Here is a 16,202-nt window from a genome sequence, read left to right as displayed (position 1 = left end):
TTGTCCACGGACAACAAACCATCCGGCGGTTCCGAGACGGCAGACACTACGGGCGCCTCAGTGCAGAAGCGCCGGACACTGAACGGCGGCAAGAAGACGACAGAGCCCTCTTCGGCGCTGCCCGGACAGCGGAACGACCCGACCGGTGACGCAGCAGGACCGGAAGAGGAGCCGGAGGACAGCCAACCCAAGCGGTTGCCGTATAACGACCCTGTCTATGTGGCCATGCATCTGGACTGAAGATGGGGCCTGAGGACTTCCTGGAGTCCACGCGGTTGATGGCCACGAAGGGGTGTGACCGAGATACGCGCCAAAGGGGCAACGGGATGATCTTGAAGCCCTGATCTGCTCGGATTTACGTGCGGCGGCGTGCAGCGGGGTCGCGTTCGGCGACGTGCCGGGCTACCGAGTCGACGCCGGGACGGGCGTACCGCTCCAGGGAGCGGACGGAGGCGTGGCGGGAGCGGGCCAGCAGCATCGGGGTAGAGGTGCCGTCCTCCGCGTCGTGTGTCAGGGCACTGTGACGTAGCCGGTGAAGCGTCCAGCCGTCCAGGTCCTCGATGTCGTCGGATGAGACGAGGGGGTTGGCCAGCAGCCGGGTGTTCTCCTCGAAGATCTCCTCAGCCCGGCGATAGGAAAGCCGGGCCCGGCGGAAAGCCGGGCCCGGCCGGTCTCCGGGCACACGTCGAGTGTCGGGGTTCCGGCCGGGGCCTTGCGGTCGGTGAGGAACAGCGGGCCGCGGGTGCGGCGGGCGATGAGGCGGGGCAGCAGCTGGGCGGTGCCGGACTGCCAGTGAATCCACTCGGTCGCCCCGCCCTTGGCGGTGATCCTGCCGCGCTTGCCCTGTGGGTAGAGGTCTTCCACGTTGAGGCACAACACCTCGTCGGCCCGTGCGGCGGACTCGTAGAGCATCTTCCATTGGGTCTTCTCCCGCAGTGCGACGTCGAGGCGCCACAGGGCGGTGATCTGGTTCTCCGCGAGAGCCTTGGTGCGGTCCGGCGGTGCCGGCCGCCGCTCGATGCCGATCGTCGGGTCTCCGTCGATCCAGCCCTGGTGTTGCCACCAGCCGATCGCCTTGCGTGCGATGGACAGTTCCCGGTTGACGGTGTCGGCGTCCATCTCGTCCGCCCGCGCGGCGGCCAGCTCGGCCAGGACCTCCGGCAGCGCCGGGTCGTCGATCGCGGCGACGGGGAAGACGGGCGGCTTCGCGCCTCGGCAGGGAGGTCCGGTCGGCGCGGGTTCGCCGGTGAGCATCCATCCCCACGTCGTCAGCGAGATCCGGTAGATCCGCGCGGAGGACTTCGCGATGCCCGCGCCAGTGAGGTAGCGCTCGACCGCCGCGGTGTACGACGACGGCGGGGCGGACAGGGGCACGACCCGAGCGCGCGGCAACCGAAGTGCGCCCCCCCCGCTCCCGAGCTCGGTCGCCGGTTCGATCGTCACGCCGCCCCGCCCTTCCGGCACTGTCGCAGTAAATGCGTACATCTCGCCCCGGCGGCTGGATTGGTCCGCCGCAGGTCGCGGTGATCACCGTAGGGGCTCTGCCGCAGTAAATCCGGCATTTACCGCGGTAGTTCTTCCGGTGCCCGCTGGGCGGCTGCGGTGAGCTGGGCGGCCAGATTCTTGAGCGCCTGCCGTAGTTCGTCGGGATGGTGGATGGTGAAGGGCCATTCCAGGGAGGCGAGCATGTGGGCCATCCCGTCAAGCCGTTCTGCCCGTGCGTGCATCAGGACGCCGGTGGGCTGGGCGGTGAGGGTCACCGCTGAGCGAGGTAGCCGGCGAGCGATCTCATCGAGGGGGCCATGGATCGTCACCTCGACCTGCCAGCGGTAGGGCCCCTGAGCGAGGGTCGAGGTCAGGTGGGCCACGGGGTCGAAGCCGTCGGGTGCGGTGAAGCTGTCGGCTCGGGAGGTGACGGAGGTGATGCGGTCGATGCGGAAGGTACGCAGGCTGTCGCGGAGGTGGTCGTGGCCGACGACGTACCAGCGGCCGGTGTGAAAGACCACGCCGTATGGGTCGATGTCGCGTTCGGTGTGTTCCTGGCGCCAGGACTGGTGGCTGATACCGACGGTCGTGTGGGCGCGGGAGGCCTGGGCCAGTGCCAGCAGAACGCCGGTTCCGGGTACCTGCCCGATCACGGCGTTGGCGGTGAAGGACAGGGTCTCCCGCATGGCGGTGAGCGGTTCGCGCAGGGCGTGCGGAAGCACCCGCTCGATCTTGGCCAAGGCACCGGCACTGGCCGGCGCGGCAGTGCCCATGCCCAGACGTTCTGCCGCGAGCAGGCCGAGAACGACGGCGAGGGCCTCGTCATTGGTGAGGACCAGAGGTGGCATGCGGTAGCCGCGGGCTAGTCGGTAGCCGCCGTAGCGGCCGCGTTCGGCCTCTACGGGGATACCCAAGTCGCGAAGGTGGGCCGTGTAGCGGCGCACGGTGCGGACGTCGGTGTCCAGGCGGTCTGCCAGCTCCGCCCCGGTGAGCCGGGCGTTGGACTGGAGGAGTTCCAGCAGGGTCAGCACGCGGGTGAGGGGATGCGACATGGATCACTCGGCATTTCAGGGCGGATTCTGTCCTGTATCGACCTTACGCTCCCCGCAGCACCTACTTCTGGGAGATCACATGACCACCTTCGTACTCGTTCCCGGTGCCTGGCTCGGGGCGTGGGCCTGGGAAGACACTGCCCGCGCTCTGCGCGAGCGCGGGCACGCGGCGCTGCCGCTGACACTGACGGGCCTGGCCGAGCACGCGGACCAGGGCGGACCCGAGACGGACCTGGACACGCACATCGCGGACATCACCGGCTTCGTCGAGCGGAACGATCTACGCGACGTCACGCTGGTCGCCCACAGCTATGCGGCTGCTCCGGTGACCGGGGCAGCCGGACGTCTCGGTGACCGGCTGGAGCGCGTGGTCTATGTGGACAGCGCCCCGTTCGCCGCGGGTATGTGCATGCTGGACCTCATGCCACCGCAGGCAGCGGACCAGCTTCGTCACCAGGTCTCCGCTTCCGGTGACGGGTGGCGGCTGCCGATGCCGCCGTTTGAGGTCCTGGGCTTGTCCAGCAGCCTCGACGGGCTCGATGAGGGCCAGCGGGACGCTCTGCGCTCGCGTGCCACCCCTCAGCCGTTCGGCACCTACGCCCAGCGTCTTACCGGCCCGGCCGAGCCCGGTCCCGGTGTGGACCGTGTCCTGGTCGCGTGCCATGACTTCACGGGGCTGCTGGATGCCGGGGTGCCGATGCTGGCCTACCTGAACCAGCCGCCGTGGCGGCGCTTCGACCTGCCCACCGGGCACTGGCCGATGCTGTCCGCGCCCATCGAACTCGCCGACATCCTCGACAAGGCCGTCTCCTGACCGCCCTGGCTGAGCGGCACAGCCCGATGCTTGACCACGAGAGCGTCCGCCGGCTGCGGGCCCACGCCCAGGCCCTGGCCGGCGGAGCACGGGAGGACTCTGCCGAGGCGGTCGTCCAACGGGTCTTCGCCATCCAGGCCCAGGACGCCACAGCCTCCGACCTGGGCATCCGCGTACGCGGTCGGGACATCACCGCCCGGGCCATCCGCACGGCATACGAGAAAGAGCGGAGCATCGTCCGCGGCTGGTACATGCGCGGCACCCTGCACACCATTCCCAGCGACGACGCCCGCTGGGTGTTGCCGTTGCTGTCCCCGCGGATCCTTGCCGCAACCAACCGCCGCTACCAGCAGCTGGGCCTGGACGACGCTCTGCGCCAGCGCGCCGACCATCTCATCCGGCACGCTCTTGCCGCGCACGGACCACTCACCCGGGCCGAGCTGACCGAGCACCTCACCACCCTCGGTATTCCGCCGGACGGGCAGGCGCCTTTCCACCTGATCCGCCACGCAGCACTCACCGGCGTCCTCTGCCACGGCCCACAGCGCACCGGTGAGGCCACCTATGTACTGCTCAACGACTGGCTGCCCACCACCGGGCGCTTCGGGTGGGAGGGCGACGCTGTCCTCGCCGAGCTGGCCCGCCGCTACCTGGCCGCGCACGCCCCCGCCACCTTGGAGGACTTCGCCGCCTGGTCCGGGCTGCCGGTCACCTGGGCTCGCAGGGCCTGGAAAATGCTGGCGGAATCGGGCGCGATCACCGAGTACGGCACGTTGACCATGCTCGCCGGGCGGGTGAAAGAACTCCCAGGCTCGTCTGACACCCCGGACGTTCGCATGCTGCCCGCCTACGACAACTACCTGATCGGCTACCGCACCCGCGAGGTGTCCGTCCCCGCTCTCCACCAGGCCCACGTCTGGCCAGGAGGCGGCCTCATCCGGCCCACCGTCATCGCAGACGGCCTGGCCATCGCCACTTGGACCCGTGGCTCCGGCGCGCGCTCCATCCAGGTGGATGCGTTCGAACCTGTCCCGCCTCAGATCGAGCAGGGTATCGACATGGAGAAGGAGGCTGTCGTCGGCTTTCTGCGGACCACCCCATAGCCGACCCGCATCCCGATCGGGCGGCCGCGTAGACGAGAACGTTGGGTCAAGCGGCCTGACCGAGGCCGGCGGCGATCAGACCCTGCTCACGGAGCGGGGTGAAGTCGACGTCAAGCTTCGAGTCGTTGTGGTCGGGTAGCCGGAGACCATTGCTGATCCCCGGCCCCCTCAGAACCGGACGTGCGAGCTTTCCCCGCATCCGGCTCAAGCAAGCCACGAGGGCTTCGCAGGTCAGCAGGGTTATGTGGGCCGTTTGCCGTCGCCAGCGTGGTGCTGGCGGTGGCATTCGGAGTGCACGAGGCGAAGGTTGTTCCGCTCGTCCGTGCCGCCGTCTCGCCGGTAGGTGAAGTGATGCTTGTGGAGCATCTTCTTCGAGGCCGCGAACCAGTTGATCCACTCGCGTGGGCTGTCCGGTTCGTACTCGGCTCCGACGATCAGCGCCTGCTTGCAGAGAGGGCAGAGCCCCTGCTGCCGGACCGCCAGGAGAAGACTCGTCCTGTCCATCGGCGGCGGCGCTTTCCTGTGGCGGCGGTCCCGCCAGTATTCGATCAGAGCAGGATCGTCCGGGGACGCTCCGCCCTTGACGAGCTGGTGTCGGACGATGCCGGTCCAGGTGAACTTGATGAGGAAGGCCCCGCTGTCGCGGTCGCCGAACACCCACCGGTCTCGCCGGGACGGGTGGAACTGGCCGAAGTACCGGTCCACTACCCAGTGCCTCGACTTGTTGCGGTGGCTTCGTCTGGTTCATTTGGAGGTCAACCGCCACATGTAGTGATCCAGCGACGCGAACGTCGTCGTGGATGCCACCGCCCGGTAGTAGGCAGCCCAACCGCGAACGATCGGGATCAGCCTGCGCAACACGGCCTCGGCATTGGACCCGTGCAGGGCCCTCACCTCGGACCGCAGTCGCGCCCGGAGCCTCGCGCAAGCCGCTGTGCTCGGCTTGATGATCAGCTTGCCGCCCGTCCGGCGGACGGTGAAACCGAGGAAGTCGAACCCCATATCGAGGTGGACGACCTGGGGCTTCTCCTCGTTGAAGCGAAGCCCCCTCGGTTCCAGCCAGTCCTCCAGCCGGGCCCTGACCTGGTGCACCTGTTCCTCGTCGTGACAGAGCACGACGAAGTCATCGGCGTATCTCACCAGCACCGGGGTGCCTGGCTTCGCGCCGGGCTCGCGCCCGGCCCGCACCGTGTATTGGCACCCTGCGGCTTGTTCCAGTCCGTGCAGAGTAACGTTCAGCAACAGCGGGCTGATCACACCGCCTTGTGGAGTGCCCTCCTCGGTCGGTGCGAACCGGCCGCGGTCGATCACGCCCGCCTTCAGCCAGCCGCGGATCAGATCCCTGGCAGGGAACTGGCCGAGCATGGTCATGAGGTGGGTGTGATCGATGCGGTCGAACGCAGCCGACAGGTCCGCGTCCAGGACCCACAGACGCTTCGGGTTCTTGCCCTTCACCGTCCAAAAGATCGCGGATATCGCGTCCTGGCAGCTGCGGCCGGGCCGGAAGCCATAAGACCTCGGCTCGAACCGCGCTTCCCACTCGGGTTCCAGCGCGTTCTTCACGCGGGCCTGGAGAACCCGGTCGCGGATGACCGGGATGCCGAGTGGTCGCTGTTTCCCGTTGCTCTTCGGGATGAACACTCGTTTGACCGGCCTGGCCTTCCAGGGCTTCGACGACCGATGGATCTCGGCCGCCAGCGTGCCTCTCGCCTTCGGCGTGAGGGCCCGTTCCCCATCGATGCCAGCGGTCCGGCGACCACTGCTCTGTTGCGTCACCCGCTTCACGCTGATCAGCGTGTTACTGCGGCTTCGCAGCATGAGCTTCTGCAAGTTGCGGACCCTTTTGAGGTCCCCGTCCTGCGTTGCCTTGAAGATCCTCTGCCTCAGCCGCCGTACGTTCTCCTCGCAGGTGGCCCAGTCGGTGCCGTGCCAGTCGAGTAAGCCGTCCTCGGGTCCGTTCACCGCAGACGCGGACGTCACGACAGGTGTCGCGATCTCCATGTTCGCCTCCGGTGTCTAACTTGTCCCTCGGTTCGAGCGTCCTTGCAGTGGTGACTTCAAAGGCTCACCCGATCCACGTGGGCACCCTTTCGGGCCGGGCCACCAGGGCCCGTATCCGGCGAGTTATGTGAGAGCGGGTGAAGGTCCCAATCTCCCGGTTTCCTCTGGCCTTTCGGCCCGCCGGCCTTCGCTTCTTGGATCTTCCTTCTCCCGCCGGGGACTTCAGCCTTCCTTGCGGTCGACCTACCAAGCCGAGGCTTGGACCCCGTCGGGGTTTCCACGTTCCGCACCCGTAAGACGCGGCTGGGGTGGGCGCCCCCTCTACCCCGGGACCAGCGGTGTCCTCCCTCCGAGCTCAGTTACCCGGAGGTCGCTTGGTGCCTTGCAGCACCGGGTCCTGTGACCGCCGCCAACACGCCATCGACGCGGTCTTAGCGTCACGGGGCATCATCGAGGGTTCACTTACGTTCGCCCGTCCAGCCTTCCCCTCGCCTGTTGCTCCTCGATGGCCGAGGTGCCCTTGGGCTTGAACGCTCCGCTTCACACCTCGCCGTTACCAGCAACGCATGGGGGCGCGGGGACGGGCCTTGGACACTGGCCCGAAGTTCAGCCGATCGGTACCTCCTTCACGTGGCTGTCCTTACTTACATGGAGCGACTTCGTGTCGCACACCGAGCGCCGTAGTTGGCCACTCAGCGCGATAGCTGGCCACGCTGAGCGCCCCAGTCGGCCAGCTGGTTCCATGTGGTGACGGACCCTCGGCGAGGGCGGGCGTCGCCTTCCGCAGAGTGGAAAGGGCGTACTGAGTAGAAAAACTCATGTGTGTCAGGACACTGGCTGGCAGGCTCCGCGGTGTGACGAGCAGCAGAGGGGCGCGGACGGCCCTGCATCTCTTCCTGGTCTGGGCGACGATGGCTGCCGCGGTGCCGACGCTCGGCTTCTGGCTGCTGGTGACGGCTTGGGGCGGTGGGGCCGGGGCGGTGGTGCTGGCCCTCGCGTTGGGTGTGCCGCTGACGGTGGGCCTGCTGGCCACAACGGGCATACCGGCGCGGACCGTGGTGCCGCTGTGCGGCTCCGTGTCGCAGCGGCTCGGCTGGGCGGTCCTGGTGTTCGTCCTGGGCACGCTCGGCGTCCTGGCAGGTCTGGCCGCCTACAGCGGGGACGTTGACCTGGGGAGCGCTGGTACCCGGGTCGCGCTGACGGGGGTGCCGTACGCGGTGGCTGCAGCGTTCTTCGTACCAAACCGGTGGGTGAGGCTCGGGGCGGTGGCCGCCCTCGCCGCCGCGGTGGTCTACGGAGGCTTCATCGGCCCGACGCAGTCGCGACAGCGCCAGCACGCAGCGGAGGTCGCACGATACCGGGAGCATCCGGAACTGCTGTACGTGATCGCTACGCCGCCTGGCATGCGAGTAGCTCGTGCCGAGGTCGGCCCCGCCTCCTTCTACGTCGAGTACCACTCCGTTCGACAGGACGCGTACGTGGCCCTCGCGGTGCGCTCGCCACTCACGCCGAAACCCCAATGCCCCAAACCCGCGGAGAAGAACGTGACCTGCACGGTGGACGGGCACGGCGAAATGCGTACGCTCCGCCATTTCCCCGGCGGCGTCATCACCCTCACCCGCCGCTACCGCAACGCTGAGGTCGCGGTCAGCAGCAAGATGCTGGACGAACCCGGCCTGCGTCATCTCCTGAACACGCTGCACCCACTGTCGGACACGGAGTTGGAGGAACTGATGCGCGAAAAGGTGATCGATCAGCGAGCGGCTGGGTAACGCCCTCGAGACGCGCTGGGTTGTGACGGCGGGGACTGTGAACCTGCCACGGCTGCGAAGTACTTGAGCAGGTCAGACGGCGTGGCCAACTGCGATGCTCAGACTGGCCACCTATGGTGCTCAGTCACAATTCCCCGCAGGGCCGGGTTGCTGGTGTGGTGTATCGGGACGTCGACCTCATAGACCTCGCGGTGCGGCATGACGACCCATCTCCTCTCGCTGCTCGTGGTTGAGGGGCCACTGCGACCGCCCCGGCCCCGGCGGGTGCGGGGTCGGGGCGGCACAGAGTGCGCTCAACTCGGAGCGGGGATCAGCTGGCTGTCGCGATGCCGTCGCGCAGGTGGGTGCGCGCCCAGGCCAGGAGCGAAGCCTGGTCGCCGTCCGTGCTGGTCAGTGCGTCGGTGAGGTGGCCGACGGCGTGGTCCAGTTCCTCGCTGGCTTCCCTCCAGTTGCCGATGCTGGACGCGGCGAGGACGTCGCGGACTTCTTCGGCCAGGTCGATGAAGGCGTTCGGGGTGGTCCTGCGCGGCGCCTGGTCGCCGATGAGGGCGGCGAGGTCGGTGGCGAAGCAGTCGCGGAGCGCGGCGAAGGTGTCGGTCCGGGTCTGGGTGGCCATGAGGCCTCCTTGTCAGAAGTCGAGCTGGATCGTGATGGGGCGCCGGGGGTCTCTGGCGCTGGTGTGGACAGTGCGGCGGTGCGCGGCGAGGCCGGCGGCCCCGCCCTGAATCGGGAGGTGGCACTCCCGGCAGCCGTGCCACCAGTCGTCTCCGGCCGGGAGGTCGGCCGGGCTGAGCGGGTGCGGGTGCGGCGGCTGGGCTTTCATTCCGTCTCCCTCGAGCCGGGGACGTAGTCGATGGCCGTGGCGACGTGGTGGATGCGCATGAGGCTTCCGGCGTTGTCGATCCGGTCCCGCAGCCTGTCCAGCTGCGCCCACGCCCGCCGCAACTGCTGCGTGAGCCACTCGGTGCCGAGGACGGCGACAGGTCGTCCGTCGCCGTCCTCGATGACGCCGATGTCGCCGCCCCTCTGCCGCCAGCCTCCTGGAACGGCCTTCAGCCGGGCCTCGATGGCGGTCAGCCGGTCCGCGTCGGGATGCTGGGCGGCCAGGTACGTGGTGGCCCGTGCGACTTCCTCGTCGGTGAACAGTTCGGCGAGGCGGGCGCTGTCGGCGTATCGGGCGCGATGCAGGTACTCCTGGGCGAGCTGCCAGTCCGTCCGGTCCGGCTGCGCGCTGATTTCACGGTGGGCCATCACACGCTCCTGGCAGTCTCGTGCAGGGCGTGCAGGGCGTGGTCGTCTGCCTCCTGGTCGACGTTGTCGAAACCGCCGTGGACGGTGCAGACGATGTCCTCGTCGTCGTCCAGGTCGCCGTTGAGCGCGCGGAACAGGCAGGTGACGCTGTAGGCGGGCACCCACGCCCGGCCGGTGCATTCGTCGTCGTGCGGGCACGGCACCAGCACGTCGAACCCGACGTCGCCCTCGCCGTCCACGTCGGTGCGCAGGGCGAGGGTGAGGTACTGCTGACCGAGGCGGATCTCCGCGACACGGTCGCCGTCGGTGACGACCGAGCCGGGCTTCCACTGCCACAGCGGCAGGATCTCCTCGCCAAACGCCCGGCGTACGAGGTTCAGCTCACCGAGGCCGTCGCCGCCGTCCAGTTCGAGTTCGGCCTGCCGGGTCTCGCTCAGGCGCTCCAGGAACGGCAGCAGCCGGTAGAGGCTGTCGGAGAAGACGACCTCTTACTACGACCGAAAACGCCGCGAGGGGAAACACCACGTCGCAGCCCTCGTCGCACTCGCCCGACGCCGCATCGACGTCCTCTTCGCGATGCTCCGAGACGGCACCTTCTACCAGCCACCCACCCCGGCTACAGCTTGACGAAACCCAAAGAGGCACCCCCCGCCCGCCGGACCCAGGACCCCACCCTGCCCCTCAGCATCCCGCGCTGCCTGACGGGCCCGGACCCGATGGCCCGCCCCACAGGATCTGGCCCCGCCGGGTGCCTGCGAGGCGCCGGTGATGAGCAGGGGCTGCCATCAACGTCAGCGATGCCGACCCCGCCGGTCACCGCGCTGGACGTGCCGCCGGAGGAGGCCGGGGCGCTCGCCGTGACCCGGCTGCTCGACCTCCTCGCCGGCCGCGGCCGCACCGTGGCGACGCGGCTGCCGGCCCGGCCGGTGCTGCGCGCGTCGACGGCACCCCCGCGGGCCGGCGCCCCGGGGGGAGGGGCGGCGGCCCGCAGCGGCCGGTCAGTTGGAGAAGTAGAAGTATTTCCAGGCTCCGTGCGTGGTGGAGTTCACCGAGTCCCCGGAGCTGTCGTTGATGTACGAGGAGCGGACCCGCGCGCGGATGCCGGACTCGCCCGTGTGGCCGAGGTTAACCACCGACTTTCCGCTGGTGCCGAGGGCGAAGTACTCGGCTCCGCTGTCGTACCACTTGCCGCCCGAGTAGACCTGGAGCTGCAGCTTGTGCTTGCGGCCCTTGTAGTAGGTCATCGTCGTGGTGGCGATGGCGTCGGTGTTCTTGTGGAAGTAGTAGTACGTCGTGCCGCCGATCTTGCCGGTCTTGTAGTGCTTGGTGAGGGCCGTGGAGACCTTCACCTTGGCGTAGGCCGTGGCCTTGACTGTCCTCGGGGCGTAGCGGGCGTCGCCCTTGAAGACCGCCGTGAGGGTGGTGTCACGGCTCATATCGAGGGTGACCCAGAGGTTGCCGTTCTTGTTGACCTTGCCGGTCTTGACCAGCTTCTTCGGCTTGTCGGCGCCGAAGGGGTCGGCCCAGATCTCGACGGAGCGGTTCTTGTACGTGGTGCCGAGGTGGGCGGCGAAGGCGACGTCGGTGCCGTGGGCGTACACCTTGCCGTTGTTGTTCAGGGTCAGGGCCGGGGTCGCGCGCGAGACGGCGACCGTGTCGGAGACGGTCGCCGCGGTGTGCGCCGCGTCGCCCGCGTAGGTCACCGTGTACTTCACGGAACCGCCGGCCGGCGGGGTGTCCGTGAAGGAGAACTTGCCGCCGGCGCCGAGTGTCTTGGTGCCGAGAGACTTCCCCTCCGGCGACTCCAGGTCGGTGCGGGTGACGGTCAGCGGCGTCCCGGCGGGCAGGGCCAGGCCGGAGGTGAGACTGCCCTTGACGGTGAGGGACTTGCCCCGGGTCGCCGTGGCGGGGGCGTCGGCCTTCAGCGTGGCGACGTACTTGCGCGGCGCGTCGACGGTGTTGAACTGCATGGCGTCGGCCGAGCCGGTCAGCACGAACAGCGTGCCGCCGTCGTGTGACCAGTCCGTGGAGTGCCCACCCCAGGGCATCCAACTGTGCGACAGGTTCCGGATGCTGGGCGGGCGTGTGGGGTCGTCGCCGCTGAAAACGTAGGTGTCACCGAGGTCGTCGGTGTCCAGGACGGTGGCCGCGACCGTGCCGTCCTCGGCGACGGCGACCGTCTCCGGTTCGGAGGCAACCGGGTAGGTGCGCACCTCCGCCAGGTCGGAGAGGCGGTACTCGGTGAGCGCCCGTCTGCCGGGCCCCGCCACGACGACGTTGCGGCCGTCCGGGGTGAGATCGGCGTCGTTGTAGAAGCCTCCCTTGTTCGCGGAGACCCGGATGGCCGGTGTGCCGGTCGAGATGTCGTAGACGATGATCGGGCCGGAGCTGATGCCGGCGTCGAGGGCGAGCAGGATCCCCGGGTTGTCCGGGTCGGCGTACAGCCGCGGCGTGGACGCGAAGTCGTGTCCGGCCGCGAGGCCCAGCGTCACGGTCGGGGTCTCGGCCGTCAGATCGACGGCGCCGAGGTCGGAGTCCCACTGGTCCCCGTAGCCGAACCAGAGCCTGCCGTCGGCGAGGACCAGGCGGGACGGGGCGGTCTTCTCCCCCGTCGGATACGCGGCGGTCCGCCGGAGGGTCGCCGTGTCGAAGGCGACGATCTCGTCGGCCCCCTCGACCGCGGCGTACAGCGTCGTGGCGTCCGGGCTCAGCTCCAGGTCCCGGATCTGCGGCAGCCCGGTCAGGGTGGCGGTGACTTTTCCGGTGTAGTCGGTGACGACGATCCGGTTGTTGTAGCTGTCACTGAGATACACCCGCTGATGCGGGCCGTCGACGACGGTGTCCTGCGCGTCCCAGACCGCGAGCGGCCTGCTGGAGTCGGCCGAGGCCGGTGTGGCGCAAAGCGCCACCGAGCTGAAGACGAGCGCCAGCGTGGTGGCGGCCGTGAGAGTGCGTCTGCGCACGGTGATTTCGGACCCCCCGGTACGAAGATCGATGAGGTGCCACCGCTCCGGGTGGCCGCGCCGGAGCCGCGCGTGACCAGGGGTGCGTGTGGCGAATGCGTGAAGATTACGCCATGCCACCGACAAGGTGAGCGGGCGGTCCTGTGCCACTGAATGTTGACCGTTTGCCCGGAACTCCCATCATCCCAGGTCAGCGGGTACCTCTTCTCATTCCCTCGCACACAGACCGACTATCGCGCGGTGGATCCAGGGTGAAGGCTTACGAGTTCGCGGCCGCGTGCGAATACCTGGGACTGGAACCCCCGAAGCCTGAAGAGGACCCGTTCCGCAGCAAGCGGACGGAGGCTGGATGCGTCAGCGGGGCGCTGTCACGTTGTTGGGTGGGTAGGTGTCTGATGGTGCGTCGTGGTGTGGTGGAGCCTGGTTCCGGGTTGTGCTCAGGCCGTGGTGGAGGGGCCGGCGGCGCGGGTGATCTGCTCCCAGATGGCGAAGCGGACGGTCATTTCGGCGCGGTAGTCGTGTGCGGACAGCCGGTGGCGGTGGGGCCGGAAGTGGGGTGAGATGCCGCTGAACGCGGACAGGAACCGCTGGGCTGCGCCGGCGCCGCGGAAGCCTTTCATCGCCCGTTCGCGCTGCCTGGTGGGCTGGTGGCTGTTCTCCGCCCTGTTGGTCAGGCCCTTGTGGGAGCGGTGCTCGACGGAGGGCATGACCTCGCGGTGGGCCGCGCCGTAGCAGCGGAGCTTGCCGGTGACGATCACCCGCGGCGCCGTGCGGGTCTTCTTCATCAGCCTGCGCGAGAAGCGCCTGGCCGCGGCCTTGTCCCGGCGGCTCTGCACCAGGATGTCCAGCACCATGCCGTCCTGGTCGACCGCCCGCCACAGATACTTCTGCTCCCCATTGATCTTGATGAAGACCTCGTCCAGGTGCCCCTTGGACGACGGCGACACGGCCCCCACGGAACAGCCCTCTCCAACACGATCAACCAGAAGATCATCCCACCCGCTCAGCCAACGTGACAGCGCCTGGAACAGGCATTTGAGCTGCCACGACGGTGAACCGAGGCACCGGTCGTCCCGTTGAGTGGTCGAGCGGATGTCTTCCACAGTAGGGAAAACCATGGTCACCGTCGAAGGAACCAGTACTGCCCGTTTCGAGCCGGTCCGGGCAGCACTGGCAGCGCACCTCGAGTCCGGCGAGGAGCTGGGGGCGTCGATCGCCGTCGACGTCGACGGCGTCATGGAAGTCGACCTATGGGGTGGCCACGCCGACGAGGCACGGGCCGTTCCGTGGAGCCGGGACACACTGGTCAGCCTGTGGTCGACCACCAAGACCCTCAGCAGCCTGGCGGCCCTCGTCCTCGTCGACCGGGGAGCGCTGGACCTCCACCGCCCGGTCGCGGAGTACTGGCCCGAATTCGCCGCCCAGGGCAAGCAGGACATCGAGGTGCGGCACGTCCTGGCACACACCTCGGGGCTCTCCGGCTGGCAGCAGCCCTTCACCATGGACGACCTGTACGACTGGCCGACGGCGAGCGCCCGGCTGGCCGCACAGGCGCCCTGGTGGAAGCCGGGGACCGCCTCGGGCTATCACATGCAGACCCAGGGACAGCTCGTGGGAGAGCTCGTCCGGCGGGTCAGCGGCCGTACCCTGACCGAGTTCGTCGACACCGAGATCGCCGGACCGTTGGACGCCGACGTCCAGATCGGCGCGCGGGAAGCCGACTGGCCGCGTATCGCCGCGCTGGTGTCGCCGTCGCAGATCTCCGCGGTACCGGCCGGTCTCGATCCCGACGCGGTCCTCACCAGGACGATGCTCGGAAGCCCCGCCCGGGACGAGCACGTCGACACCCCGCGGTGGCGCCGCGCCGAACTCGGAGCCGTCAACGGACACGGCAACGCACGCGGCATGGCCCGCGCCCTCTCCGTGATCTCACGACGCGGCGAGGCGAACGGCCACCGGCTGCTCTCCCCGGACACCGTGGACAAGATCTTCGACGTACAGGCCGACGGAGTGGACCTGTTCCTGGGCGTTCCCGTGCGCTGGGGCGTCGGCTACGCGCTCGCCGACCCCAGGACGATGCCGGGCATGCCCACCGGAGCGATCTGTTTCTGGGTCGGCTGGGGCGGTTCGGTCGTCATGATGGACCTCGACCGGCGCATCACGTTCGCGTACACGATGAACCGGCTGGGTACCGGAATCCTCGGCTCGGAGCGCACGCACAGCTACATCCGGCACGTCTACGAAGCCCTCGACGCCACGAACTGATCTCCCCGGAGGCCCGTCCGTCCCGGGAAGGCGGGCGGGAATCCGTGCAGCGGAATGTCCCGTCGTCCGACGGGGTGAACCACGCGGCACCCGATCCCGTTCACCGGGTGGCGGACCCTGGGACGGAGGCTGAGACGGCATGCGCGTCATCGTGGAAAGCGGAGTGCGGGCGGCCCTGTCGCGAGAGGGGGAGATGACGCTGTCGTCCCCCCGGAGTAAGGAACGGCACGTGTACACCCCCGTGGCCACCGCGATGTGGATCGTCCTGCGCGAGTACGACGGGGACCTCGCCTCCGCCGCCGAGCGGCTGGCTCACGAGTGGTCGTTCGACGTGGTGGCGGTTCGTGCCGCGATGGAGGCATGGGTGGCCGACTGGCGGAAGGTCGGACTGGTGACCACGCAACAGGCGGACGGACATCCCGCGTGAGGGCCGCCCCTCGTGTGTTCCGTCCGCGGTCCCCCAAGCACCCGAACCAAGATTTTCACACGCCTGACCAGGTCTTACGGGGGAACATCGCGCACAACACCCGCGCTCGCGCAGCGGCAGGCCCCGGACAGCTCGAGCAGCCCGGGGCATCGCCCTGTCGGCCGGGCCCCGCCCCGCCGGGCCGGAGTGGTCGTGCGACCCGGCGGAGCCGGCGAACGGTGACTACTTGCCGAGCCGCTCGTACACCTGGTGGGCCGTCATCAGGTGTCCGACGGCGTCGGGGTGGGCGGAGCCGGGCGTCTGCGGCAGCAGCGGATTGATCCACTGCTTGGACGAGGGCCGGCACATGTCCCTGCCCCGGAACAGGGAGGAAGCGCCGACGAACTCGGCCTGCTTGGTGTAGGCCGCCATCTCCGGCAGGAGGTTCAGCCGGTTCGTGGTCTGGTGGAGCCAGGTGACGTCGCCCTTGGCCAGGGGCACGGAGGAGCCGCAGGTGCTCCCGTCGGCGGGGAACGGGTTGGGGTACCCGACCACGACGACATGCGCCTTGGGGCTGCGCCGCTTGATGTCGGTGATCATGTCGGGCAGACGCGTGTTCAGCCTCGCGAAGCCCGCGTCCACGTCCTTGACCGCCTTGTCCCGGCAGGGAGTTCCCTCCCGGGTGGTGAGCCCGGCCAGGACGCACGTGGTGAGCACGTCGGAGAAGCCGAGGTCGTTGCCGCCGAGCGTGACGGTCACCAGGTCGGTGTCCTGGGTGAGGGCGTCGACCTGCGGCGCGGCCGATCCCTCCTTGTCCCACAGCGAGCGCGTGGTGGCGCCGCCGCAGGTGACGTCCTTGAACACGGCCGGCTTGTACGTCTCGGCGATCCATGACGGGTAGCTGCCCGAGGAACACTCGCACTCCGCGTCCGTCTGCTGGGGCAGGCCCGTGCCGCCGCCCGCAGGCGCCGTCCCGGCCGCGGCAAGGCGCTTCTTCCGTCGGCTCCTGAGAGGAGTCGGGACGTACCGAGGATGATCGTCACGGATCGGCTCCGTTCCTGCGGCGCGGCCCGGGCCGCGTCCGACGGCG

The 16,202-nt window shown here is 68.9% G+C and carries 14 protein-coding genes and 4 pseudogenes; 7 read left to right on the top strand and 11 right to left on the bottom strand.

Annotated features, from left to right (window positions below; all coding sequences use genetic code 11):
- The first annotated feature begins 60 nt into the window (after positions 1-60).
- Positions 61-240, top strand: a complete 180-nt coding sequence (locus KUM38_RS38925) for a hypothetical protein (RefSeq protein WP_217136881.1) — start codon at positions 61-63, stop codon at positions 238-240.
- Positions 241-355: 115 nt separating this feature from the next.
- On the opposite strand, the gene KUM38_RS42620 is transcribed toward KUM38_RS38925, so the two are convergent.
- The 3 genes from KUM38_RS42620 to KUM38_RS38915 form a co-directional block, all read right to left on the bottom strand.
- A complete protein-coding gene (locus KUM38_RS42620; protein ID WP_051956616.1) occupies positions 356-478 on the bottom strand; it encodes a hypothetical protein in 123 nt (40 codons plus the stop codon).
- A 32-nt stretch (positions 479-510) separates the two neighbouring features.
- On the bottom strand, positions 511-1,374 hold the full coding sequence (locus KUM38_RS38920) for a site-specific recombinase (RefSeq protein ID WP_254398437.1): 864 nt from the start codon (positions 1,372-1,374) through the stop codon (positions 511-513).
- Positions 1,375-1,562: 188 nt separating this feature from the next.
- A complete protein-coding gene (locus KUM38_RS38915) occupies positions 1,563-2,537 on the bottom strand; it encodes a YafY family protein (protein WP_217136880.1) in 975 nt (324 codons plus the stop codon).
- A gap of 79 nt (positions 2,538-2,616) precedes the next feature.
- Between KUM38_RS38915 and KUM38_RS38910 the strand changes: the two genes are divergently transcribed.
- Positions 2,617-3,351, top strand: a complete 735-nt coding sequence (locus tag KUM38_RS38910; RefSeq protein WP_217136879.1) for an alpha/beta fold hydrolase — start codon at positions 2,617-2,619, stop codon at positions 3,349-3,351.
- A 26-nt stretch (positions 3,352-3,377) separates the two neighbouring features.
- Entirely contained in the window at positions 3,378-4,454 is a 1,077-nt protein-coding gene (locus tag KUM38_RS38905; protein ID WP_217136878.1) for a winged helix DNA-binding domain-containing protein, read from the top strand.
- A 240-nt stretch (positions 4,455-4,694) separates the two neighbouring features.
- On the opposite strand, the pseudogene ltrA reads toward KUM38_RS38905, so the two are convergent.
- Positions 4,695-6,455, bottom strand: a pseudogene (gene ltrA / locus KUM38_RS38900) (group II intron reverse transcriptase/maturase).
- Positions 6,456-7,309: 854 nt separating this feature from the next.
- Here ltrA and KUM38_RS38895 point away from each other — a divergent pair.
- Positions 7,310-8,227, top strand: coding sequence for a hypothetical protein (locus tag KUM38_RS38895; protein WP_217136877.1), 918 nt, complete (start codon positions 7,310-7,312; stop codon positions 8,225-8,227).
- Between the two features lie 310 nt (positions 8,228-8,537).
- Here KUM38_RS38895 and KUM38_RS38890 read toward each other — a convergent pair whose 3' ends face one another.
- From KUM38_RS38890 to KUM38_RS38875, 4 genes and pseudogenes are all read right to left on the bottom strand, one after another.
- A complete protein-coding gene (locus KUM38_RS38890; protein ID WP_217136876.1) occupies positions 8,538-8,843 on the bottom strand; it encodes a hypothetical protein in 306 nt (101 codons plus the stop codon).
- 12 nt (positions 8,844-8,855) lie between these two features.
- Entirely contained in the window at positions 8,856-9,050 is a 195-nt protein-coding gene (locus tag KUM38_RS38885; protein ID WP_217136875.1) for a hypothetical protein, read from the bottom strand.
- The gene (locus KUM38_RS38880; RefSeq protein ID WP_217136874.1) at positions 9,047-9,478 is read right to left on the bottom strand and encodes a hypothetical protein; all 432 of its coding nucleotides are present in this window, start codon (positions 9,476-9,478) and stop codon (positions 9,047-9,049) included. Before KUM38_RS38880 ends, KUM38_RS38885 begins: the two co-directional genes overlap by 4 nt.
- Positions 9,478-9,963, bottom strand: a pseudogene (locus tag KUM38_RS38875) (ATP/GTP-binding protein); the annotation flags it as partial. The pseudogene KUM38_RS38875 and the gene KUM38_RS38880, both read right to left, overlap by 1 nt.
- A gap of 1 nt (position 9,964) precedes the next feature.
- On the opposite strand from KUM38_RS38875, the pseudogene KUM38_RS38870 reads away from it, so the two are divergent.
- Positions 9,965-10,105 (top strand): annotated as a pseudogene (locus tag KUM38_RS38870) (IS110 family transposase); the annotation flags it as partial.
- Positions 10,106-10,476: 371 nt separating this feature from the next.
- Here the strand turns inward: KUM38_RS38870 and KUM38_RS38865 are convergent.
- On the bottom strand, positions 10,477-12,441 hold the full coding sequence (locus KUM38_RS38865; RefSeq protein ID WP_217136873.1) for an Ig-like domain repeat protein: 1,965 nt from the start codon (positions 12,439-12,441) through the stop codon (positions 10,477-10,479).
- Positions 12,442-12,878: 437 nt separating this feature from the next.
- Positions 12,879-13,382, bottom strand: a pseudogene (locus KUM38_RS38860) (transposase); the annotation flags it as partial.
- 175 nt (positions 13,383-13,557) lie between these two features.
- Between KUM38_RS38860 and KUM38_RS38855 the strand changes: the two are divergent.
- Positions 13,558-14,706, top strand: a complete 1,149-nt coding sequence (locus KUM38_RS38855) for a serine hydrolase (protein WP_217136872.1) — start codon at positions 13,558-13,560, stop codon at positions 14,704-14,706.
- 229 nt (positions 14,707-14,935) lie between these two features.
- Entirely contained in the window at positions 14,936-15,133 is a 198-nt protein-coding gene (locus KUM38_RS38850; RefSeq protein ID WP_217136871.1) for a hypothetical protein, read from the top strand.
- 222 nt (positions 15,134-15,355) lie between these two features.
- On the opposite strand, the gene KUM38_RS38845 is transcribed toward KUM38_RS38850, so the two are convergent.
- Positions 15,356-16,057: an SGNH/GDSL hydrolase family protein gene (locus tag KUM38_RS38845; protein ID WP_254398438.1), complete on the bottom strand. Its 702-nt coding sequence runs from the start codon at positions 16,055-16,057 to the stop codon at positions 15,356-15,358.
- Positions 16,058-16,202 lie beyond the last annotated feature (145 nt).

The sequence above is a fragment of the Streptomyces sp. AC558_RSS880 genome (assembly GCF_019049255.1).
Taxonomy (GTDB): domain Bacteria; phylum Actinomycetota; class Actinomycetes; order Streptomycetales; family Streptomycetaceae; genus Streptomyces.
The sequence above is the reverse complement of the archived record's forward strand: the minus strand, read 5'-3'. Positions and strand labels throughout refer to the sequence as shown.